20 protein-coding genes are annotated in these 19,692 nt (G+C 65.8%); 9 read left to right on the top strand and 11 right to left on the bottom strand.

The features are described from left to right. Nucleotides 1-4: 4 nt before the first annotated feature. The 5 genes from bioD to bioB all read right to left on the bottom strand — a co-directional run bounded on the left by bioD (nt 5) and on the right by bioB (nt 4,498). Nucleotides 5-688: a dethiobiotin synthase gene (gene bioD, locus PIN01S_RS12655; protein WP_084336030.1), complete on the bottom strand. Its 684-nt coding sequence runs from the start codon at nt 686-688 to the stop codon at nt 5-7. Beyond that, nucleotides 685-1,467, bottom strand: a complete 783-nt coding sequence (bioC, locus tag PIN01S_RS12660; protein ID WP_084336031.1) for a malonyl-ACP O-methyltransferase BioC — start codon at nt 1,465-1,467, stop codon at nt 685-687. Before bioC ends, bioD begins: the two co-directional genes overlap by 4 nt. Next, entirely contained in the window at nt 1,460-2,191 is a 732-nt protein-coding gene (locus PIN01S_RS12665) for an alpha/beta fold hydrolase (RefSeq protein WP_084336032.1), read from the bottom strand. The genes bioC and PIN01S_RS12665 overlap by 8 nt, the downstream gene beginning before the upstream one ends. Next, nucleotides 2,184-3,350 (bottom strand): 8-amino-7-oxononanoate synthase, encoded by a 1,167-nt coding sequence (gene bioF, locus PIN01S_RS12670; RefSeq protein ID WP_084336033.1) that lies wholly within the window; start codon nt 3,348-3,350, stop codon nt 2,184-2,186. Before bioF ends, PIN01S_RS12665 begins: the two co-directional genes overlap by 8 nt. Nucleotides 3,351-3,436: 86 nt before the next feature. Beyond that, nucleotides 3,437-4,498 carry a biotin synthase BioB gene (gene bioB, locus PIN01S_RS12675; RefSeq protein WP_084336034.1) on the bottom strand — a complete coding sequence of 354 codons (1,062 nt, stop codon included), beginning with the start codon at nt 4,496-4,498 and terminating at the stop codon, nt 3,437-3,439. 78 nt (nt 4,499-4,576) lie between these two features. Between bioB and PIN01S_RS12680 the strand changes: the two genes are divergently transcribed. The 6 genes from PIN01S_RS12680 to rarD all read left to right on the top strand — a co-directional run bounded on the left by PIN01S_RS12680 (nt 4,577) and on the right by rarD (nt 9,740). Next, nucleotides 4,577-5,314, top strand: coding sequence for a ComFC family protein (locus PIN01S_RS12680; protein ID WP_084336035.1), 738 nt, complete (start codon nt 4,577-4,579; stop codon nt 5,312-5,314). A gap of 93 nt (nt 5,315-5,407) precedes the next feature. Further along, nucleotides 5,408-6,172, top strand: coding sequence for a TOBE domain-containing protein (locus tag PIN01S_RS12685; protein ID WP_084336036.1), 765 nt, complete (start codon nt 5,408-5,410; stop codon nt 6,170-6,172). A gap of 15 nt (nt 6,173-6,187) precedes the next feature. Next, nucleotides 6,188-6,934, top strand: a complete 747-nt coding sequence (gene modA, locus PIN01S_RS12690; RefSeq protein WP_084336122.1) for a molybdate ABC transporter substrate-binding protein — start codon at nt 6,188-6,190, stop codon at nt 6,932-6,934. Next, nucleotides 6,921-7,610 carry a molybdate ABC transporter permease subunit gene (gene modB / locus PIN01S_RS12695; RefSeq protein WP_084336037.1) on the top strand — a complete coding sequence of 230 codons (690 nt, stop codon included), beginning with the start codon at nt 6,921-6,923 and terminating at the stop codon, nt 7,608-7,610. The genes modA and modB overlap by 14 nt, the downstream gene beginning before the upstream one ends. Before the next feature lie 47 nt (nt 7,611-7,657). Beyond that, nucleotides 7,658-8,632, top strand: coding sequence for a serine/threonine protein kinase (locus PIN01S_RS12700; protein WP_084336038.1), 975 nt, complete (start codon nt 7,658-7,660; stop codon nt 8,630-8,632). A 232-nt stretch (nt 8,633-8,864) separates the two neighbouring features. Further along, on the top strand, nt 8,865-9,740 hold the full coding sequence (rarD, locus tag PIN01S_RS12705) for an EamA family transporter RarD (protein ID WP_084336039.1): 876 nt from the start codon (nt 8,865-8,867) through the stop codon (nt 9,738-9,740). A gap of 218 nt (nt 9,741-9,958) precedes the next feature. On the opposite strand, the gene PIN01S_RS12710 is transcribed toward rarD, so the two are convergent. Both PIN01S_RS12710 and PIN01S_RS12715 read right to left on the bottom strand, forming a co-directional pair. Continuing rightward, nucleotides 9,959-10,477, bottom strand: coding sequence for a glycine cleavage system transcriptional repressor (locus PIN01S_RS12710; protein WP_084336040.1), 519 nt, complete (start codon nt 10,475-10,477; stop codon nt 9,959-9,961). A 31-nt stretch (nt 10,478-10,508) separates the two neighbouring features. Next, on the bottom strand, nt 10,509-10,961 hold the full coding sequence (locus PIN01S_RS12715; RefSeq protein ID WP_084336041.1) for a GNAT family N-acetyltransferase: 453 nt from the start codon (nt 10,959-10,961) through the stop codon (nt 10,509-10,511). 307 nt (nt 10,962-11,268) lie between these two features. Here PIN01S_RS12715 and PIN01S_RS12720 point away from each other — a divergent pair, with 307 nt between their 5' ends. After that, nucleotides 11,269-13,446: a malate synthase G gene (locus tag PIN01S_RS12720; RefSeq protein ID WP_084336042.1), complete on the top strand. Its 2,178-nt coding sequence runs from the start codon at nt 11,269-11,271 to the stop codon at nt 13,444-13,446. Between the two features lie 67 nt (nt 13,447-13,513). Here the strand turns inward: PIN01S_RS12720 and PIN01S_RS12725 are convergent, their stop codons facing one another. The 3 genes from PIN01S_RS12725 to PIN01S_RS12735 all read right to left on the bottom strand — a co-directional run bounded on the left by PIN01S_RS12725 (nt 13,514) and on the right by PIN01S_RS12735 (nt 14,997). Then, complete coding sequence (locus tag PIN01S_RS12725; RefSeq protein ID WP_084336043.1) at nt 13,514-13,828, bottom strand: helix-turn-helix domain-containing protein; 315 nt, start codon at nt 13,826-13,828, stop codon at nt 13,514-13,516. Continuing rightward, nucleotides 13,825-14,169 carry a toxin gene (locus PIN01S_RS12730; RefSeq protein ID WP_084336044.1) on the bottom strand — a complete coding sequence of 115 codons (345 nt, stop codon included), beginning with the start codon at nt 14,167-14,169 and terminating at the stop codon, nt 13,825-13,827. Before PIN01S_RS12730 ends, PIN01S_RS12725 begins: the two co-directional genes overlap by 4 nt. 78 nt (nt 14,170-14,247) lie before the next feature. Further along, nucleotides 14,248-14,997 (bottom strand): glutathione S-transferase family protein, encoded by a 750-nt coding sequence (locus tag PIN01S_RS12735; RefSeq protein WP_084336045.1) that lies wholly within the window; start codon nt 14,995-14,997, stop codon nt 14,248-14,250. A 164-nt stretch (nt 14,998-15,161) separates the two neighbouring features. Here PIN01S_RS12735 and PIN01S_RS12740 point away from each other — a divergent pair, with 164 nt between their 5' ends. Together PIN01S_RS12740 and PIN01S_RS12745 are read left to right on the top strand one after the other, a co-directional pair. Then, complete coding sequence (locus PIN01S_RS12740) at nt 15,162-17,096, top strand: putative nucleotidyltransferase substrate binding domain-containing protein (RefSeq protein ID WP_084336046.1); 1,935 nt, start codon at nt 15,162-15,164, stop codon at nt 17,094-17,096. Next, nucleotides 17,093-17,803 (top strand): 3'-5' exonuclease, encoded by a 711-nt coding sequence (locus tag PIN01S_RS12745; RefSeq protein ID WP_084336047.1) that lies wholly within the window; start codon nt 17,093-17,095, stop codon nt 17,801-17,803. The genes PIN01S_RS12740 and PIN01S_RS12745 overlap by 4 nt, the downstream gene beginning before the upstream one ends. A gap of 111 nt (nt 17,804-17,914) precedes the next feature. On the opposite strand, the gene PIN01S_RS12750 is transcribed toward PIN01S_RS12745, so the two are convergent. Further along, nucleotides 17,915-19,684: a sodium:solute symporter family protein gene (locus tag PIN01S_RS12750; protein WP_084336048.1), complete on the bottom strand. Its 1,770-nt coding sequence runs from the start codon at nt 19,682-19,684 to the stop codon at nt 17,915-17,917. Nucleotides 19,685-19,692 lie beyond the last annotated feature (8 nt).

Here is a 19,692-nt window from a genome sequence, read left to right on the forward strand (position 1 = left end):
CGTCTCAGCCGAGCAACGGGCGCAGATCGAGATGTGCCGCCACCGCCACCGGCGTCGCCAGGCCGAGACGCGGTACGCGGCCCAGGCAGGGAGCGGGCAGGCGCTCGGCCAGGGTGGCGAGATTCTCGTCGAGGCGCGACGTCTGCGGGTCGACGATATTGGCCACCCAGCCGGCCAGCCTCAGGCCGTCGCGGGCGATGGCCTCGGCGGTGAGCACGGCGTGGTTGATACAACCCAGGCGCACCCCGACCACCAGGATCACCGGTAGGTCGAGGGCAATGGGCAGATCGGACAGGGTGGCCGATCCCGCCAGCGGCACACGCCAACCACCGGCCCCTTCCACCAAGGTGAAGTCGGCGCCCTTGGCGAGAATGGCGCGTACCGGTTCGGCCAAGGCGGATACGTCCAGTTTCACGCCGACTTCGTGGGCCGCCAGGTGCGGTGCGATAGCCGGCGCGAAGGCCAGCGGGTTCACCTCTTCGTAGCGCAGCGGCACGCTGCATTCGCCGAGCAGGGCCAGGGCGTCGTCGTTGCGCAGGCCATCAGCCGTCATCGCACATCCGGAAGCCACCGGCTTGGCCGCCGCGGTGGACAAGCCAGCCAGCCGCGCCGCATGCAGCAATCCGGCGGCAATGGTGGTCTTGCCGATTTCCGTGTCGGTGCCGGTAACGAAAAAAGCCAGACTCATTTCTGCAGCACTCCGTAGACCACTTGGTAGGTGGCCGGCAGTCCCTCGGGCTGGCGGAAGCGCTCGTAGGCGTCGATCAGGGCGAGGATGCGCGCCCGTCCGGTCAGGCCGCCGGGGCGCCCGGGGTTGAGGTTGTGCGCGCCCAAGGCCTTGAGTTCTTGGGTCAGGCTGCGCAGGTCGGGGAAATGCAGCGTTTCCGGCCGTTGCTCAACCCCGAGTAGGCGCAGTCCGCTGTCTTCGGCGAGCTGCCGGTAATCCTCGAAGCGGCGGAAGCGGTTCACATGGACGAACCCGTCCACCGCCTGCCAACTGTCGCGCAGCTCCTGCAAGGTGCCGACGCACAGGCTGCTGAAGGCGAATACGCCGCCTGGCCGCAGCACCCGACGCGCTTCGCCGAGCACGGCAGCGAAATCCGCGCACCACTGCACCGCCAGGCTGGAGAAGATCAGGTCCAGCGATGCCTCGCGCAACGGCAGGCGTTCGGCATCGCCCGCGACGAAACGCCGGGCTCCGCCCAGCGGGCGCGCATGACGCAGCATGCCCTCGGCGATGTCCAGGGCGATACCTTCCGCTACGGGGAATCGTTCGGCCAGGAGTCGCGAGAAATGTCCGGTGCCGCTGCCCAGGTCCAGCCAGCGCTCGGGAACGAAGCCTTCCGGCAGTCGACCCAGCAACGCACTCCCCACCGCGCGCTGGAGGGCGGCCACGCTGTCGTAGCTGGCCGCCGCCCGCGAGAAAGACGCAGCCACCTGGCGCTTGTCCGGTAGGCCGTCAGTCATCGCCCGCCTCGTGCAGGAAAGCCTGGATCGACGCCGCCACTTCGTGGGGCCGCTCCAGTGGGAAAGCATGGCTGGCGTCTTCGATCAGCCCGATCTCGACGTCACCCAGCAGTGCCAGCAGAGCGCTGGCGGCCTCGGCCGGGATCAGGGCGTCGGCACCGCCGAACAGGTGCAACTGCGGTCCGCGGAAGACATGCAGGGCCTGGCGGGTATCCAGGGCGGCAAGCACGTCGAGCCCTGCCAGCAGAACGTCCGGCGAGACGCTCGGTGCCCCCAGCACCAGTTGTCGGGCCAGCGCGCGGGCTTCTCCCGCCCCCTGGCTGCACAACAGGCCGAAGCGCTTGAGTGTCGTACCGGCATCGGCCGCGCAACCGGCGCGGAACGCCGTGAAAGTGTCTTCCGCCATCGCACTCGGCCAGTCGGGTCGGGCGACGAAGCAGGCATTGCTGGCCAAGGTCAGCAGGCCGCAGCAGCGCTCCCCGCGCCGTGCCGCCAGCTCGGCGGCGAGCATGCCGCCCAGTGACCAGCCACCGAGCCAGCAATCCATTGGCAGACTCGCATCCAGTTCGTCGAGCCAGTCCTGCGGATCGCCGCTATCCAGCAACGGCAGGGGTTCGATGCCCACCTTGAGCGCCGGATCGAGCCCCCGCAGCGCGGCCGCCAACAGCTCCAGCGGCGCGCAGCCCAGCGCCCAGCCCGGTAGTAGGATCAGCCGGTCACGCATCGCGCACCTCCGGCCAGCAAGCAGCCAGGGCTTCGAGCAAGCGCTCCAGTTGCGCCTCGCTGTGAGCGGCGGACAGCGTCACGCGCAGGCGCGCGCTGCCGGCCGGTACGGTGGGCGGGCGGATGGCGCCGACCAGGATGCCGCGCGCCTTGAGCAGTGCGGACAGCTTCATGGCCCGCTCGCTGTCGCCGATCAGGATCGGCTGGATCGGCGTCGGGCTGTCCATCAGGGCCAGGCCGATCGCTTCGGCGCCTTCGCGGAAGCGGGCGATCAAGCGCGCCAGATGCTCGCGGCGCCAGCCTTCGCTGCGCAGCAGCTCCAGGCTCTTGAGGGTGGCACAGGCCACCGCCGGCGGCTGGCTGGTGGTGTAGATGTACGGACGGGCGAACTGGATCAACGTCTCGATCAGCTCTTCGCTGCCGGCCACGAAGGCCCCGGCGGTGCCGAACGCCTTGCCCAGGGTGCCGACCAGCACTTGCACGTCATCCAGCCCCAGCCCGAACTGTTCGACGATGCCGCCGCCATTCGCGCCCAGGGGGCCGAAGCCATGGGCATCGTCCACCATCACCCAGGCGCCCTTGGCTTTCGCCACGGTGCAGAGGTTCGGCAGGTCGGCCAGGTCGCCATCCATGCTGAACACTCCGTCGGTCACCACCAGGGTATTGCCGGTGGCTTTTTCCAGGCGGCTGGCAAGGCTCGCGGCATCGTTATGCAGATAGCGCGAGAAGCGCGCCCCGGAGAGCAGGCCGGCGTCCAGCAGCGAGGCGTGGTTCAAGCGGTCCTCGAGCACCGTATCGCCCTGCCCCACCAGCGCCGTGACGGCAGCGAGGTTGGCCATGTAGCCGGTAGAAAACAGCAGCGCTCGGGGCCGTCCGGTGAATTCGGCGAGGGCCTCCTCCAGCGCATGATGCGGGCCGCTGTGGCCAATCACCAGGTGCGAAGCGCCACCGCCGACACCCCATTGTTCGGCGCCACGCTGCAAGGCGCGAATCACCTCGGGGTGGTTGGCCAACCCCAGGTAATCGTTGGAACAGAAGGCCAGCAGCGGCTGCCCGTCGACCACCACCTCAGGGCCCTGGGGGCTGTCGAGCAGCGGACGCTGGCGATAGAGATGGGCCGCGCGGCGTTCGGCGAGGCGGGATTGCAGATCGAAAGACATCACGAAGCTCCAAGCGGCAAGCCATGTGTAGGGGCGAATTCATTCGCCCGAGGGGCAACCCAGGCGAATGAATTCGCCCCTACAGGTCAGGCGGATGCCGCGTTGTAGAACAGCTCGCTGTTCTTCTGCTCGACCAGGGCCTGTTCGATAGCTGCCTGGTGCACTTCGTCGGCGTGTTCTTCGCGCTCTTCCGGCTTGATGCCGAGGCGGGCGAACAGGGCCATGTCCTTGTCCGCCTGGGGGTTGGCGGTGGTCAGCAGCTTCTCGCCGTAGAAAATCGAGTTGGCGCCGGCGAAGAAGGCCAGGGCCTGCATCTGCTCGTTCATCTGCTCGCGGCCGGCGGACAGGCGCACGTGGGATTTCGGCATCATGATCCGTGCCACGGCCAGGGTGCGGATGAAGTCGAACGGATCGACGTCCTTCTCCTGCTCCAGCGGCGTGCCCTTGACCTTCACCAGCATGTTGATCGGCACCGACTCCGGGTGCTCCGGCAGGTTGGCGAGCTGGATCAGCAGGCCGGCGCGGTCGTCCAGCGACTCGCCCATGCCGAGGATGCCGCCGGAGCAGATCTTCATCCCCGCCTCGCGCACGTAGGCCAGGGTTTGCAGGCGCTCGCCGTAGGTGCGGGTGGTGATGATGTTGCCGTAGAACTCCGGCGAGGTATCGAGGTTGTGGTTGTAGTAGTCGAGGCCGGCCTCAGCCAGCGCGCGGGTCTGCTCCTGGTCGAGCTTGCCCAGGGTCATGCAGGTTTCCAGGCCCATGGCCTTCACGCCTTTGACCATCTGCAGCACGTAGGGCATGTCCTTGGCGGACGGGTGCTTCCAAGCGGCGCCCATGCAGAAGCGGGTGGAGCCGATGGCCTTGGCTTCGGCGGCGGCCTTGAGGACCTTCTCCACCTCCATCAGCTTCTCTTTCTCCAACCCGGTGTTGTAGTGGCCGGACTGCGGGCAGTACTTGCAGTCCTCCGGGCAGGCGCCGGTCTTGATCGACAGCAGGGTCGAGACTTGTACGCGGTTCGGGTCGAAGTGGGCGCGGTGCACTGTCTGGGCCTGAAACAGCAAATCGTTGAAGGGCTGTTCGAACAGGGCCTTGACCTCGGCGAGGGTCCAATCGTGACGCAGTTCGGAAGCGGCGGCGGTGGCGCTCATCGATGATTCCTTATGGGTGGCAAGCGCCTGTACAGTGGCAGGCGCGACACGGATGTCCGGCATATTTAGGGAAGCCCTATGCGCTGTCAACCAGAGAGCAAGCGCCAGGTTTACATCTGGACAAAAAATAAACAATCTTGCCTGCTATGCGACGAGCCAGCCGACGAACATCTGCCGCTCTGCACAGCCTGCGAAGCCGACCTGCCCTGGCTCGGCGGGCATTGCGACCTCTGCGCCCTACCGTTGCCCGGCACGGGACTGGTCTGCGGCGAATGCCTGAAGCACCCGCCCAGCTTCAGCCGGGTCGAAGTGCCCTGGCGCTACGCTTTCCCAGTGGACAGTCTGGTCACCCGCTTCAAGCATCAGGCGAAGTGGCCGTTGGGACGTCTGCTCGCCGGGCTCCTGTCACATCATCTGCAACATGCCTTCGATGAGGGCCTACCGCGCCCGGCTGCCTTGCTGCCGGTCCCTCTGGCCAGCAAGCGTCTGCGCCGGCGCGGTTTCAACCAGGCGGCGATGCTCGCCCGCTGGCTCGGCCGCAGCCTGGAACTGCCAGTGGACGAACGCACCTTGCTGCGTCCGCATGACACGCCGGCCCAACAGGAACTGGACGCCGCCGCCCGTCGACGCAACCTGCGCAAGGCGTTTACCCTGTCGCCCGGTGCCGACGTCGCGGGGCGCCATCTGGCGTTGGTCGACGATGTGCTGACCACCGGCGCCACCGCCGAAGCCCTGGCGCGCCTGCTGAAGAAGGCCGGCGCGGCGCGCGTGGATGTCTATTGCCTGGCGCGCACGCCTCGGCCGGGAGAAGGCTGAGACTGCGGCGTTTCGCCCCGCCGCGCTGGCTTGACTTCATGTTCAGCCTCTCGCAGCATCAACCGCTATATACGAAACCATATAGCGACACCGATGAGCACGCTCTCCTCCCTCGCCCAACACGTAGTACGCCGGCCGCAGCGTATCGCCCTGTTGCAGCAGATCGCCGAGCAGGGTTCGATCACCCGCGCCGCCAAAGCCGCCGGGCTGAGCTACAAGGCGGCCTGGGACGCCATCGACGAGCTGAACAACCTGGCCGGCACGCCCCTGGTGGAGCGCAGCGTCGGCGGCCGAGGTGGTGGCGGCGCGCGGTTGTCCGCTGACGGGCAGCGCTTGCTGGCGCTCTACCAACGCCTGGAAAGCCTCCAGGCCCAGGTGCTGCAAGCCGCCGAGGACAGCGCCGACCTCGACCTGCTCGGCCGCCTGATGCTGCGCACCAGCGCCCGCAACCAGTTGCACGGCCGCGTCGTGGCGATCGAGCCGCACGGCCGCCACGACCGCATCGAGATCGCCCTGAACGGAGCCCTGCGCATCGCCGCGCTGATCACCCGCGACAGCACGGAACGCCTGGAACTGGCCGTCGGCGCCCGCGTATTCGCACTGATCAAGGCCGGTTGGCTGCATGTGCTGGCACCCGATGAGGTCGGCGAGACCGACCATAACCGTCTCCTCGGCCATATCGACACCATCCTGCCGGCCGAAGAGGGCCCCAGCGAAGTCCGTATCGCCCTGCCCAGTGGCCAGACACTCTGTGCCCTGGCGGCCCTGGATCACCTGCACCACCTCCACCTCGTCGAAGGCTCACCCGTGCAGGTGCAGTTCTCTCCCGAGCAGGTCTTGCTCGGTACACCACTCTAATCAAGGAAGCCCCCGATGCGTCTGCGTACTCCCGCCCTCGCCCTGCTGACTCTGCTGAGCCTGCCCGCCGCCCAGGCTGCCGAGCAGATTCGCATTGCCGTCGCGGCCAATCTGCTGCCGGTGATGGAGCAGATCGCCCACCGCTACCAGCAGGAAACCGGCGTCAGCGTGCAGCTCGCCGGCGGTTCTTCTGGTGCCTTCTTCGAGCAGATCCGCCGGGGCGCGCCGTTCGACCTGTTCTATTCGGCCGACGCCGAACGCCCCGAGCAACTCGCCACCAGCGGCAAGGGTGAAGCCGCCAGGCCCTATGCCTGTGGCCGCCTGGCCTTGTGGACGCCTGCCAGTGCACCGACCCTGGCCGCACTCCCGGCCGGCAAGATCGCCATCGCCCAGCCCGACACCGCGCCCTACGGCAAAGCCGCCATCCAGGCGCTGGAGCGCAGCGGCCAACTGGCCAAGGTGCAGCCGCGCCTGGTCTACGCCCAGGATATCGGCCAGGCCTACCAGTTCGTCTCCAGCGCCAACGCCGGCGCCGGTTTCGTCGCCCTCAGCCAGCTCATGGCCGGCAAGGTGCCCGCCAATCGGTACTGGCAGGTGGACGCCGCGCTGTACGACCCGCTGGTGCAGAAGCGTGTGATTCTCGCCAAGACGGAGCGCCGCGCCGCCGCCGAACGCTTCGCCGCCTACTTCGACGCGCAACGCGACACCCTCGCCGCCGCCGGCTACGCCCTGCCTGGAGACGCCGGCTGTGCTGCTGACTGACGGAGACTGGCAGGCCCTGTGGATCACCCTGCGCCTGGCGGGGCTGTCCACCCTGTTGCTGATGCTGATCGGCCTGCCGCTGGCCGCCTGGCGGGTGCGCCGACAGACGCGCCTGCGCCAGGTATTGGATGCCGTGCTGGCGCTGCCCCTGGTACTGCCACCGACGGTCCTCGGCTTCTACCTGCTAGTGGTCTTCGCGCCGGACACGCCGCTTGGCTCCGCCTGGACCCGCCTGACCGGACACCAACTGGCCTTCAGCTTCTCGGGGCTGGTGCTGGGCTCGGTGATCTACTCGCTGCCCTTCGTCGTGCAGCCCCTGACCGTGGCCTTCCGCGAAATCCCCCGCAGCCTGTTGGAGGCCGCCGCCAGCCTCGGCGCCAGCCGCTGGGAGCGCCTGCAACGGGTAATCCTGCCACTGCTGCGCCGCGGGCTGCTGGTGGCCGCGACCCTCGGTTTCGCCCATACCCTCGGCGAATTCGGCGTGGTGCTGATGCTCGGCGGGAGCATTCCCGGCGAGACCCAAGTGGTTTCCATCGCCCTGTTCCAGCACGTCGAGGCGCTGCGCTACGCCGAAGCGCACCGCTTGGCCGCCGCGCTGCTGGGGCTGTCGTTCCTCCTGCTGCTGCTGGTCTACGGCCTCGGCGACCCACGTCGCAGCGCGCCGATGCGCACCTGAACGGGCCCGGGGCGCTACACTGTGCGCCCTACCGCCCGGAGCCGTTCATGAGCCACCCCTTCGATACCCTTACACCCGATTTGGTACTGGATGCCGTGGAAAGCCTCGGCTACCTCAGCGACGCCCGCATCCTGGCGCTGAACAGCTACGAAAACCGCGTCTATCAGGTGGGCATCGAGGGTGAGCAGCCGCTGATCGCCAAGTTCTATCGGCCGGCGCGCTGGAGCGACGCGGCCATTCTCGAAGAACACCGCTTCACCCACGAACTGGCGGAATGCGAAGTGCCGGTGGTGGCGCCGGTCCAGCGCGACGGACAAACGCTGTTCGAGCACGCCGGCTTCCGTTTCGCCCTGTTTCCGCGCCGGGGCGGTCGCGCACCGGAGCCGGGCAACCTCGATCAGCTGTACCGCCTCGGCCAGTTGCTCGGCCGCCTGCATGCGGTGGCGGCGATCCGTGCGTTCGAACACCGCGAAACCCTGGGCGTGGACAACTTCGGCCATGCCTCGCTGGCGACCCTGCTGGAAGGCGGTTTCATTCCCCGCAGCCTGCTACCGGCCTACGAATCGGTGGCACGCGACCTGCTCAAGCGCCTGGACGAACTCTTCCGGCGTGTGCGCTATACGCCGATCCGCCTGCATGGCGACTGCCACCCGGGCAACCTGCTGTGCCGCGACGAGACTTTCCACATCGTCGACCTCGACGACTGCCGCATGGGACCAGCGGTGCAGGACCTGTGGATGATGCTTGCCGGCGAACGCCAGGAGCGCCTCGGCCAGCTCGCCGAACTGGTCGACGGCTATCAGGAGTTCCACGATTTCGACTCGCGCGAACTGCCGTTGATCGAGGGCCTGCGCGCCCTGCGCCTGATGCACTACAGCGCCTGGCTGGCCCGCCGCTGGGACGACCCGGCGTTCCCCATGAGCTTTCCCTGGTTCGGTACCGAGCGGTACTGGGGCGAGCAGATCCTGATGCTGCGGGAGCAGTTGGCCGCGCTGGATGAAGAGCCGCTGAAGCTGTTTTGACACTCCATCGGGAGCAGTTGCTCTGGAAAGCCAATCACGGAGCCGTAAAGACAGCCTTACAGCTTTCATTCGCCAGACAATCGGCAAAAATCTGAACATCCAGACAAGTCGTCGTCGCGACGTCTAGAATGGCAGGCTCCATTTCGAACCCCGTTCTCACCCGCGACGAGCCGGCCTTTTCGGCTCCGGCGAAGGTGCGGACGGAGTTATCACAGCCTGACCAAGGAATCCCATGGCCACCGCCAATCTCCGCCGCGGCTACCTGCTCGGTTTGAGCGCCTATGTCATCTGGGGCCTGTTCCCCCTCTACTTCAAAGCCATCCAGGAAGTACCGGCCCTGGAAATCGTCGTGCACCGCGTGCTCTGGTCGGCCCTGTTCGGCGCGATCCTGCTGTTCTTCTGGAAGCATCCCGGCTGGTGGGGCGAGTTGCGCGACAACCCGAAACGGCTCGCTGTGCTGGCCGCCAGCGGTGCACTGATCGCGGTGAACTGGCTGACTTACGTCTGGGCGGTGAACAACGGGCGCATGCTGGAGGCCAGCCTGGGTTACTACATCAACCCGCTGGTGAACGTGCTGCTCGGCATGCTGTTGCTCGGCGAGCGCCTGCGCCGCCTGCAATGGGTCGCCGTGGGTCTGGCCGCGCTGGGCGTGGCGCAGCAGGTCTGGCAGGTCGGCAGCCTGCCGTGGGTGTCGCTGGTGCTAGCGCTGAGCTTCGGTTTCTATGGGCTGATCCGTAAACAGGCACCGGTGGCCGCTCTCCCTGGCTTGGTGGTGGAGACCTGGATGTTACTGCCGGCGGCGCTGATCTGGCTGGCGGTCACACCCCAGGCGGGCAACGGTAGCTGGACCATGCCGGAAATCTTCTGGCTGGCCGCCGCCGGCCCGATCACCCTGGTGCCGCTGATCTGCTTCAACGCCGCGGCCCGCCACCTGCCCTATACCACCCTGGGCTTTCTCCAATATCTGGCGCCTACCCTGGTGCTGCTACAGGCGATCCTGCTATTCGGCGAGCCGCTGGAGCCGGCCAAGCTGCTGGCCTTCGTCTGCATCTGGGCGGGTCTGGCCGTGTATAGCGTCGATGCGTGGTTGGTACTGCGTAGCCGCTAAGGCTGCTCAAGAACTGATCGAATCGCTGCGGACCGCACCACGCGCGGGCCGCAGCGGATGCTCCCAGGCTTATCCACAGAAGCATCCCCATGCATTGTGAACAACCTCACGAAACTGCCTATTTTTCAATCGGTTAGCTGAAAGCCCCAGTGCACGTGGCCACGCGCCGGGGCTCCCCAGGTTATCCACAACGTTGTGCCCAACGAGCGGGGATAAGCTCAAGGCTCCGTGCGCAGGTTCAGCTCCACCATCAGGTCGTCAGCCAGGGTCTCCAGGCGTTCCTGCAACACATCGAGCGAGAGATTGAGCGGCACCGCCAGCAACGCCTCGGCGTGGAACAGCGGCTCGCTGCTCATCGGCGCCGGTGCCACTTCGGTGACCAGGCTTTCCAGATTGACACCGTGCTCGGCGAGCAGGCGGGTGATATCGCGGACAATGCCGGGCCGGTCGTTGCCAACCAGGTCGAGGCGGATCGGCTTCCAGTTGCAGGCCGGCTCCAGCCCGCTCTGCGCCAGCAGCACGCGAATGCCGTGCAGGCTCAGGGCCTGCAACGCGTCCACCAACTCATCATGGGATTCCGCCGGCACCGCCACCCGCAGGATGCCGGCGAACTGCCCGGCCATGCGCGACATGCGGCTCTCCAGCCAGTTGCCGCCGTGCTCGGCGATGCACTTGGCGACCCGCTCGACCAGCCCCGGCTGGTCCTGGGCAATCACCGTGAGTACCAGATGATCCATGCTCGTTTCCTCGTCGTGAAAACCGTTACCGTCAGCCGCGCTCGAGGCTCAGCCAGTAGGTGTAGAAAGTGTCGTCGCGCACGTAACCCAGGCGCTCGTAAAGCGCCTGGCCCGCCCGATTGGTCTTCGCCGTCTCCAGTTGCAGGCCGCAGGCGCCGCTGGCTTCCGCATGCGCCCGGGCGGCATTCATCAGCGCCTCGCCGACGCCCTGGCGACGCGCCCCGATAGCCACATAAAGATCGCTCAACAACCAGGCCGGTGCCAGCGCCAGCGATGCCTGCAGCGGATACAACTGGACGAACCCGCACAACCGACCGCTCGCCTCGCAAGCCACCAGCACCTGCGAGTCGCCGCGCTCGAACCTGTCGTGCAGGAAGGCGGCGATGGCCGGGATCGGCTTGGTTACCCGGTAGAAATCCAGGTAGCCGGCGAACAACTCGGTCAGTTCCGGCAGGTCGGCCGGGGTGGCGGGTCTTACTTGCATGTCGAACTCCGCAAGGGTTGGCGGGGAGTATAGGTTGCTCTGTCGCCTGCGCTCGGTGGAGCGACACAGGGCTCCGACAGGCATACGCAAATTCTCGTGTACGAAATATTTCAATCCATGAAACAATATCTCGAAATTTTGAGCACAAAAAATCATTCCGTGACCACATCTCGTATTTTGGTCGCAGAGCGACGCGTGCCCACTGATTTTCCCGGAATCTTGATGTAGTATGCCGCGCCTTGGACTACAAGACGGGAAACCGTGTCCGGACCGGCATTGAGTAAAGCTGAACAGAGTGAGGCAAGTGATGACTGAACGCGTTCAAGTCGGTGGCCTGCAGGTCGCCAAAGTCCTGTTCGACTTCGTTAACGACGAAGCCATTCCCGGTACCGGCCTTTCCGCCGACGCCTTCTGGGCCGGTGCCGAAGCGGTCATCAACGACCTCGCACCGAAGAACCGCAGCCTGCTGGCCAAGCGCGACGAGCTCCAGGCCCGCATCGACGGCTGGCACCAGGCCCGCGCCGGCCAGCCTCATGACGCCGCAGCCTACAAAGCCTTCCTCCAGGAAATCGGCTACCTGCTGCCGGAACCGGCCGACTTCCAGGCCAGCACCGCCAACGTCGACGAAGAGATCGCCCGCATGGCCGGCCCGCAGCTGGTCGTACCGGTGATGAACGCGCGCTTCGCCCTCAACGCCTCCAACGCCCGCTGGGGCTCGCTGTACGACGCCCTCTACGGCACCGACGTGATCAGCGAAGCCGATGGCGCCACCAAGGGCCCGGGCTACAACGAAATCCGTGGCGCCAAGGTGATCGCCTTCGCCCGTGCTTTCCTCGATGAAGCCGCGCCGCTGGAAAACGGCTCCCACGTGGACTCCACCGCCTACGCCATCAAGAACGGCGCCTTGGTAGTCAACCTGAAGAACGGCAGCCAGACCGGCCTGAAGAACGCCGCCCAGTTCATCGCCTTCCAGGGCGACGCCACAGCCCCGGCGGCCGTGCTGCTGAAGCACAACGGCCTGCACTTCGAAATCCAGATCGACCCGACCAGCCCGATCGGCCGCACCGACGCCGCCGGCGTGAAAGACGTGCTGATGGAAGCCGCGCTGACCACCATCATGGACTGCGAAGACTCGGTCGCCGCCGTCGATGCCGACGACAAGGTAGTGGTCTACCGCAACTGGCTGGGCCTGATGAAGGGCGATCTCGCCGAGGCCGTGTCCAAGGGCGGCAGCACCTTCACCCGCACCATGAACCCGGACCGCGTCTACACCAAGGCGGACGGCAGCGAACTGACCCTGCACGGCCGCTCCCTGCTGTTCGTGCGCAACGTCGGCCACCTGATGACCATCGACGCCATCGTCGACAACCAGGGCTTCGAAGTACCGGAAGGCATCATGGACGGCCTGGTCACCAGCCTGATCGCCGTGCACAACCTGAACGGCAACACCACCCGCAAGAACAGCCGCACCGGCTCGGTGTACATCGTCAAGCCGAAAATGCACGGCCCGGAAGAAGTCGCCTTCACCAACGAACTGTTCGGCCGCGTCGAAGACGTGCTCGGCCTGCCGCGCAACACCCTGAAGGTCGGCATCATGGACGAGGAGCGCCGCACCACGGTCAACCTCAAGGCCTGCATCAAGGCCGCCGCCGAGCGCGTGGTGTTCATCAACACCGGCTTCCTCGACCGCACCGGCGACGAAATCCACACCTCCATGGAAGCCGGCGCCATGGTGCGCAAGGCCGCGATGAAGAGCGAAAAGTGGATCGCCGCCTACGAGAACAACAACGTCGACATCGGCCTGGCCACCGGTCTGCAGGGCCGCGCCCAGATCGGCAAGGGCATGTGGGCCATGCCTGACCTGATGGCGGCGATGGTGGAGCAGAAGATCGTCCACCCGATGAGCGGCGCCAACACCGCCTGGGTGCCGTCGCCGACCGCCGCCACCCTGCACGCGCTGCACTACCACAAGGTCGACGTGTTCGCCCGCCAGGCCGAACTGGCCAAGCGCGAGCCGGCCTCCGTGGACGACATCCTGACCCTCCCGCTGGCCCAGGACACCAACTGGTCCGCCGAGGAAATCCGCAACGAGCTGGACAACAATGCCCAGGGCATCCTCGGCTACGTGGTGCGCTGGATCGACCAGGGCGTCGGCTGCTCCAAGGTGCCGGACATCAACGACATCGGCCTGATGGAAGACCGCGCCACCCTGCGCATCTCCAGCCAACTGCTGGCCAACTGGTTGCGCCACGGCATCGTCACCCGCGAGCAGATCGTCGAAAGCCTCAAGCGCATGGCCCCGGTAGTGGACCGCCAGAACGCCAACGACCCGCTGTACCGCCCGATGGCACCGGACTTCGACAACAACATCGCGTTCCAGGCCGCCCTGGAACTGGTGGTCGAAGGCACCCGGCAGCCGAACGGCTACACCGAACCGGTCCTACACCGCCGCCGCCGCGAGTTCAAGGCGAAGAACGGTCTCTGATCGCTCGCTGCCTCGCAAATAAAGAACGCCCCGGCTTGCCGGGGCGTTCTTTATCGATGATTGCGATTCAAACAGCTTCGAGCCGCTCGACCATGTCGGGGTAACGCTCGACAAGCTTGATCAAGATGGCGGCGTGCGGATTCGGCTTGGATTTGTCCTGCTCCCAATTACGCAGGGTACCCGGGCTGGTACGGATATGCCGAGCGAAAACCGCCTGAGACATGCGCAGCTTCTTGCGCAGGGCGACGATTTCCTCGGCCGTTACCTCCGGAGCCGGCTTGGCTTCCAACGTGACCTGGCGCAGCGTGATCTTGCCTTCACGATGAACGGCCATCTCGGCAACGCCTTGCATCAGCTCCGAAAACAGATCCCGTTTCTTCATATAACACCTCGTAGTTTCAGCTCATGGCTGATGGCACGCTCGAGTGCCTTTTCCTGATCCCGAGTCAGGTTTTCCAATTCATCCTTGTCGTATATGGCGAACATCCAAAACTGACACTCCGTGGCAAGCCAGTAATAGATGACTCGCAGACCGCCCCCCTTTCCCTTGGATCGACGACCGTCCTGCCAACGCATCTTGCGGAACCCACCTGTTCTTGGCATGACGGTTCTCACCTCGGGATGGGCTATCAAGTGATTCTGCATACGCCGATATTCGTCCTCGACGAGATAGTCATGGACGGTGGCAGAGAAGCTCGTCGTTTCAAAGAATATCGCTTTCATAGGCAAGAAGTGTAGGCATCTTGCTTACACTTCGACAATCGGCAGCCTGTGAGGCGAGTCGCAGCAACTGCACGCTCCTCAGCGACTCATCGGCCCCCGCACCGGACGTTCGCGGAAATGCGTCTGTTCGCTGAGCGGCGCGCCGGCCTCTCGGAGCGCCGCGCGTTGTTGGGCGATGGGTGTTTTCGCGCAGGTCATCTCGAAGCGGGCCAAGTGCTGGAAGGCATCCAGCGCCAGCGCGTTCCGGTAGAAGGTCGCCAGCTTCGGCCAGCGTTCGGCGTCGATTTCGTAGCGGGAGAACTGGGCGTTGCGCAGGAAGGCCGCGACGCTGAGGTCGGCAATGGACAGTTCGCCGAACAGCCAGCCGCTGACGGGTAACCAACCCTCGAGGTAGTCGAGGATGGCAGGCAGGTCCTCGTTGCAGGTCTTTTCCAGCACCGCCGGGTCCGGCTCGCGGCCCCAGACCGCCGGGCCGATCATCTTCTGGTTGAACAGTTGCCAGATGATCACTTGGCCCATGCGGCTGTCGGCGTACTCTTCCAGCCAGCGCGCGCGGGCGCGGTCGGCGATGTCGGCGGGATACAGCGCTGGCTGTGGGTAGCGCTCTTCCAGGTATTGGCAGATCACCGAGGAGTCGTTCAACACCAAGTCGCCATCCACCAGCACCGGTATCTGGCGCAACGGGCTCAGGCGGGCGAAGGTGTCGTCGCCAAAGAAGGGCACGATGGGATCGATGCAGTAGGCCACCCCCTTCAGCTCCAGCATGAGCAGTACCTTGCGCACGTAGGGAGAAAGATAGGAGCCGATAATCAGCAGCGGTTGGTCCATGGCGATGTCCTTGTGATGAGCCTGCTGCTAGTTTCGACGGCAACACTAAAGCTGTACAGCCGCTCGCCGGATGGCCTCCCGGGCAGCCCCCACTAGACTTACGTCCAATGTGCCCGGCGCTGCGCCCGGCACACCATATCCCCACGATAAGAAAGGACACCGGCATGAGCAAAGCGGACGCCTTCGCCCAGGCGGGCAAGCAGGCAGTGCTGCAGAACGTCCAGGGTACCCTGGAATTCCTGCAGAAATTTCCGCCGTTCAATCAGATGGACACCGGCCACCTGGCCTATCTGGTCGAGCACTGCCAATTGCGCTTCTATGCCGAGGGCGAGTCGATCATCAAGCCCAGCGACGGCCCGGTCGAGCACTTCTACATCGTCAAGCAGGGCCGTGTGCACGGCGAGCGCCCGCACAGCGCCAAGCGTGGCACCGAGACCACCTTCGAGATCGCCGCGGGAGAATGCTTCCCGCTGGCCGCGCTGATCGGAGAACGCGCCACGCGCACCGAGCACCTGGCGGCCGAGGACACCTTCTGCCTGCTGCTGAGCAAGCCGGCCTTCGTCAAACTGTTCGCCCTCTCCAACCCGTTCCGCGACTTCGCCCTGCGCGGCGTCAGCAGCCTGCTCGATCAGGTCAACCAGCAGGTCCAGCTACGCGCGGTGGAAACCCTTGGCGCGCAATATTCCCTCGACACCCGCCTCGGCGAGCTGGCCATGCGCCAACCGGTGAGCTGCGCCCCGGATACGCCATTGCGCGAGGCGGTGCGGCAGATGCACGAGTTGCACGTGGGCAGCATCGTCATCGTCGATGCCCAGCAGCGGCCACTGGGCATCTTCACCCTGCGCGACCTGCGCAAGGTGGTCGCGGACGGCCGTATCGATCTGGATGGGCCGATCCAGGCAGTGATGACACCGTCGCCCTTCCATCTCTCGCCGGAAGCCAGCGCCTTCGACGCGGCGATCGCCATGACCGAACGGCACATCGCCCATGTCTGCCTGGTGGAGCATGAACGGCTCTGCGGCGTGGTTTCTGAGCGCGACCTGTTCTCCCTGCAGCGGGTCGATCTGGTCCACCTGGCCCGCACCATCCGCCATGCCGGCCGTGTCGAGACGCTGGCCGCCTTGCGCAGCGACATCCGCCTGCTGGTGGACCGCATGCTCGCCCACGGCGCCAGCTCCACCCAGATCACCCACATCATCACCCTGCTCAACGACCACACCGTCAGCCGGGTGATCGAACTGACCCTGGAGGACCTCGGCGATCCGGGGATTCCCTTCACCTGGCTGGTGTTCGGCAGCGAAGGCCGCCGCGAGCAGACCCTGCACACCGACCAGGACAACGGCATTCTCTTCGACGCGAAGGATGCCGCCGAAGCCGCCACGATCCGCGGCAAACTGCTGCCGCTGGCGCAGGAGATCAACCAGCGCCTGGCCCGCTGCGGCTTCACCCTGTGCAAGGGCAACATCATGGCCGGTAACCCCGAACTGTGCCTGTCCTACATGGAGTGGTCGCGGCGCTTCACCCGCTTCGTGCGCGAGGCCACCCCGGAGAATCTCCTGGGTTCGAGCATCTACTTCGATCTGCGCGCGGTCTGGGGGCCGGAAGACGGCTGCGACCGGCTGCGCGACGAGCTGCTCGAACAGATCGCGGACAACAGCCTGTTCCAACACATGCTGGCGGAGAACGCCCTGCGCCAGCGCCCGCCGGTAGGGCGTTTCCGCGATTTCGTGGTGGCGCGCAAGGGCGCCGAGAAGGACACCCTCGACCTCAAGGTGCAGGGCCTCACGCCCTTCGTCGACGGCGCCCGCCTGCTCGCCCTGGCCCACGGCGTGGCGGCGACCAACACCCTCGAACGCCTGCGCCGGCTGGTAGCGATCGGCGAGATCGAAGCCCTGGACGGCGCCGCCTACGAAGAGGCCTACCACTTCATCCAGCAGACCCGCATGCAGCAGCACCAACACCAGGCGCGGCAGGGCCAGCCCTACTCCAATCGCCTCGACCCGGACACGCTGAACCACCTGGACCGGCGCATCCTGCGCGAGTCGTTCCGACAAGCCCAGCGCCTGCAAAGCAGCCTGGCCGTGCGATACCAACTATGAGCAAATTCACCTGGCTGACCACCCTGCGCGGCCCCGCCCTGACCCAGGAGCAACTGGAACGCCGCGATTGCCTGTCCCTGCCCCAGGGTCTCAGCGAAGTCTCCCTGCGACAGCAGCGCATGATCGTCGTCGACCTGGAAACCAGCGGCCTCAACACCAGCCGCGACCAAGTGCTGTCCATCGGTGCGGTGGCCATCGAGGACGGCGGCATCGATCTCGGTAGCCAGTTCGAATGCACCCTGCAGCGCGACCAACTGGTGCTCAAGGAAAGCGTACTGATCCACGGCATCGCCCCCAGCGCCCTGGCCGCCGGCACCGAGCCGGCCGAAGCCCTGCTGGATTTCATGGAATTCGTCGGCGACAGCCCGCTGCTGGCCTTCCACGCCCCGTTCGACCGCCGCATGCTGGCCCGTGCGCTGAAAACCAGCCTCGGCTACACCCTGCGCCATCCCTTCCTCGACCTGGCCGAAGTCGCGCCGATGCTCTGTCCCCACGCCAAGGTGGGCCGGGGCGGCCTGGACGATTGGGTCGAGCACTTCGGCCTGCAGGTACAGCAGCGTCACAACGCCGCCGCCGACGCCCTGGCCACCGCCGAACTGGCCCTGATCCTGTTCAGCCGCGCCCGCCGTCAGGAAATGGACAACCTGCTCGCCCTCGACCGCCGCCTGAACGTCTGGCGCCGCCGCCGGAACGCCTACTCGCTCTGAGCCTTTGCCGAACCGAGGAACTGATCCCCGGCCGCTGAATAATCCAGAAACAGCGCCGCCAAAAAACAAACGCCCCGGCAAGCCGGGGCGTTCGTCTGTTGCTGGCAACGCTTAGTGGGCGACGGCTGCACCGGCACCGCGCGGGATGCGGATGTCTTCCACCAGGTGCTGGATGTGCTCCGGCGGAGCCGAAGTCAGGCGGGATACCACCACCGCGACCACGAAGTTGAAGATCATCCCCAGGGTACCGATGCCTTCCGGGGAAACCCCGAGCCACCAGCTGGCGGCGTTGTCCGCTGCCGGGTTGATGAACTTGAAGTACACGATGTAGCTGAAGGTGAAGGCCAGGCCCACCACCATGCCGGCGATCGCGCCTTCCTTGTTCATCGTCTTGGAGAAGATGCCCATGACGATGGCCGGGAAGAACGATGCCGCCGCCAGGCCGAAGGCGAAGGCCACCACCTGGGCCACGAAGGCCGGCGGGTAGATGCCGAACAGGCCGGCCACGATCACCGCCACGCCGGCAGCGATGCGCGCGGCGAGCAGTTCCTGCTTCTCGTTGATCCTGGGCATGATGTTGCTCTTCAGCAGGTCATGCGAGATCGACGTGGAGATCACCAGCAACAGGCCCGCCGCGGTGGACAAGGCTGCTGCCAGTCCGCCGGCAGCGATCAGGGCGATCACCCAGCCCGGCAGGTTGGCGATTTCCGGGTTGGCCAGAACCATGATGTCGCGGTCGACGTACAGTTCGGTAGCAGCCGGAGTAGCGGCGTTGCTCACCATGCGCTGACCCTGCTCGCCACGCTCGGCGGTGAAGGTCGGAGCACCGGCGAACGGAGCGCCCGGGCCGTACTGGATGATGCCGTCGTTGTTCTTGTCCATCCAGGCGATCAGACCGGCCTTTTCCCAGGTCTTGAACCAGGCCGGGGCTTCGGTATAGGTCTTGTTCGGGATGGAAGTCAGCAGGTTGGTACGGGCGAAGGCCGCCACGGCCGGCGCCGTGGTGTAGAGGATGGCGATGAACAGCAGGGCATAGCCGGCGGATTTACGCGCATCGCTCACGGTCGGGGTGGTGAAGAAGCGAACGATCACGTGCGGCAGACCGGCAGTACCCACCATCAGGGCCATGGTGATGAAGAACACGTCGATGGTGGACTTGGTGCCATTGGTGTACGGCGTGAAGCCCAGCTCGGCACCCAGGCCGTTCAGACGGTCGAGGACCGAGGTGTCGGTGCCGGACACGTCGCTGCCGAAGCCCAGCTGCGGGATCGGGTTACCGGTGATCAGCATGGAAATGAAGATCGCCGGCACCATGTAGGCGAAGATCATCACGCAGTACTGCGCCACCTGGGTGTAGGTGATGCCCTTCATGCCGCCGAGCACGGAGTAGAAGAACACGATGGCCATGCCGATCATCACACCGACGTTGATGTCCACTTCCAGGTAGCGGGAGAAGACGATGCCAACGCCGCGCATCTGCCCGGCCACGTAGGTGAAGGAGATGAAGATCACACAGACCACAGCCACCAGACGCGCCGTTTGCGAGTAGTAGCGCTCGCCGATGAACTCCGGCACGGTGAACTTGCCGAACTTGCGCAGGTAGGGTGCCAGGCACATGGCCAGGAGCACGTAGCCACCGGTCCAGCCCATCAGGTAGACGCTGCCGTCCAGGCCGATGAAGGAGATGATCCCCGCCATCGAGATGAACGAGGCCGCGGACATCCAGTCGGCGCCGGTGGCCATGCCGTTGAGTACCGGGTGCACGCCCTTGCTGGCGACGTAGTACTCGCTGGTGGAGCCCGCACGGGTCCAGATGGCGATACCGATATAGAGCGCGAAGGTCGCGCCCACCACGAGGTAGATCAGGGTTTGGGTATCCATGCTCGGCG

The sequence above is a fragment of the Pseudomonas indica NBRC 103045 genome, assembly GCF_002091635.1.
GTDB lineage: Bacteria > Pseudomonadota > Gammaproteobacteria > Pseudomonadales > Pseudomonadaceae > Pseudomonas_M > Pseudomonas_M indica.

Bases quoted from the DNA above. Each gene is read 5' to 3' on its own strand.
- PIN01S_RS12720 (WP_084336042.1), top strand. From the start codon at position 11,269: ATGACTGAACGCGTTCAAGTCGGTGGCCTGCAGGTCGCCAAAGTCCTG.
- PIN01S_RS12715 (WP_084336041.1), bottom strand. From the start codon at position 10,961: ATGCAAGTAAGACCCGCCACCCCGGCCGACCTGCCGGAACTGACCGAG.
- bioD (WP_084336030.1), bottom strand. From the start codon at position 688: ATGAGTCTGGCTTTTTTCGTTACCGGCACCGACACGGAAATCGGCAAG.
- PIN01S_RS12750 (WP_084336048.1), bottom strand. From the start codon at position 19,684: ATGGATACCCAAACCCTGATCTACCTCGTGGTGGGCGCGACCTTCGCG.
- PIN01S_RS12745 (WP_084336047.1), top strand. From the start codon at position 17,093: ATGAGCAAATTCACCTGGCTGACCACCCTGCGCGGCCCCGCCCTGACC.
- PIN01S_RS12735 (WP_084336045.1), bottom strand. From the start codon at position 14,997: ATGGACCAACCGCTGCTGATTATCGGCTCCTATCTTTCTCCCTACGTG.
- PIN01S_RS12730 (WP_084336044.1), bottom strand. From the start codon at position 14,169: ATGAAAGCGATATTCTTTGAAACGACGAGCTTCTCTGCCACCGTCCAT.
- bioC (WP_084336031.1), bottom strand. From the start codon at position 1,467: ATGACTGACGGCCTACCGGACAAGCGCCAGGTGGCTGCGTCTTTCTCG.
- bioB (WP_084336034.1), bottom strand. From the start codon at position 4,498: ATGAGCGCCACCGCCGCCGCTTCCGAACTGCGTCACGATTGGACCCTC.
- PIN01S_RS12740 (WP_084336046.1), top strand. From the start codon at position 15,162: ATGAGCAAAGCGGACGCCTTCGCCCAGGCGGGCAAGCAGGCAGTGCTG.
- PIN01S_RS12685 (WP_084336036.1), top strand. From the start codon at position 5,408: ATGAGCACGCTCTCCTCCCTCGCCCAACACGTAGTACGCCGGCCGCAG.
- PIN01S_RS12700 (WP_084336038.1), top strand. From the start codon at position 7,658: ATGAGCCACCCCTTCGATACCCTTACACCCGATTTGGTACTGGATGCC.
- PIN01S_RS12725 (WP_084336043.1), bottom strand. From the start codon at position 13,828: ATGAAGAAACGGGATCTGTTTTCGGAGCTGATGCAAGGCGTTGCCGAG.
- PIN01S_RS12680 (WP_084336035.1), top strand. From the start codon at position 4,577: ATGCGCTGTCAACCAGAGAGCAAGCGCCAGGTTTACATCTGGACAAAA.
- bioF (WP_084336033.1), bottom strand. From the start codon at position 3,350: ATGTCTTTCGATCTGCAATCCCGCCTCGCCGAACGCCGCGCGGCCCAT.
- PIN01S_RS12710 (WP_084336040.1), bottom strand. From the start codon at position 10,477: ATGGATCATCTGGTACTCACGGTGATTGCCCAGGACCAGCCGGGGCTG.
- PIN01S_RS12665 (WP_084336032.1), bottom strand. From the start codon at position 2,191: ATGCGTGACCGGCTGATCCTACTACCGGGCTGGGCGCTGGGCTGCGCG.
- rarD (WP_084336039.1), top strand. From the start codon at position 8,865: ATGGCCACCGCCAATCTCCGCCGCGGCTACCTGCTCGGTTTGAGCGCC.
- modA (WP_084336122.1), top strand. From the start codon at position 6,188: ATGCGTCTGCGTACTCCCGCCCTCGCCCTGCTGACTCTGCTGAGCCTG.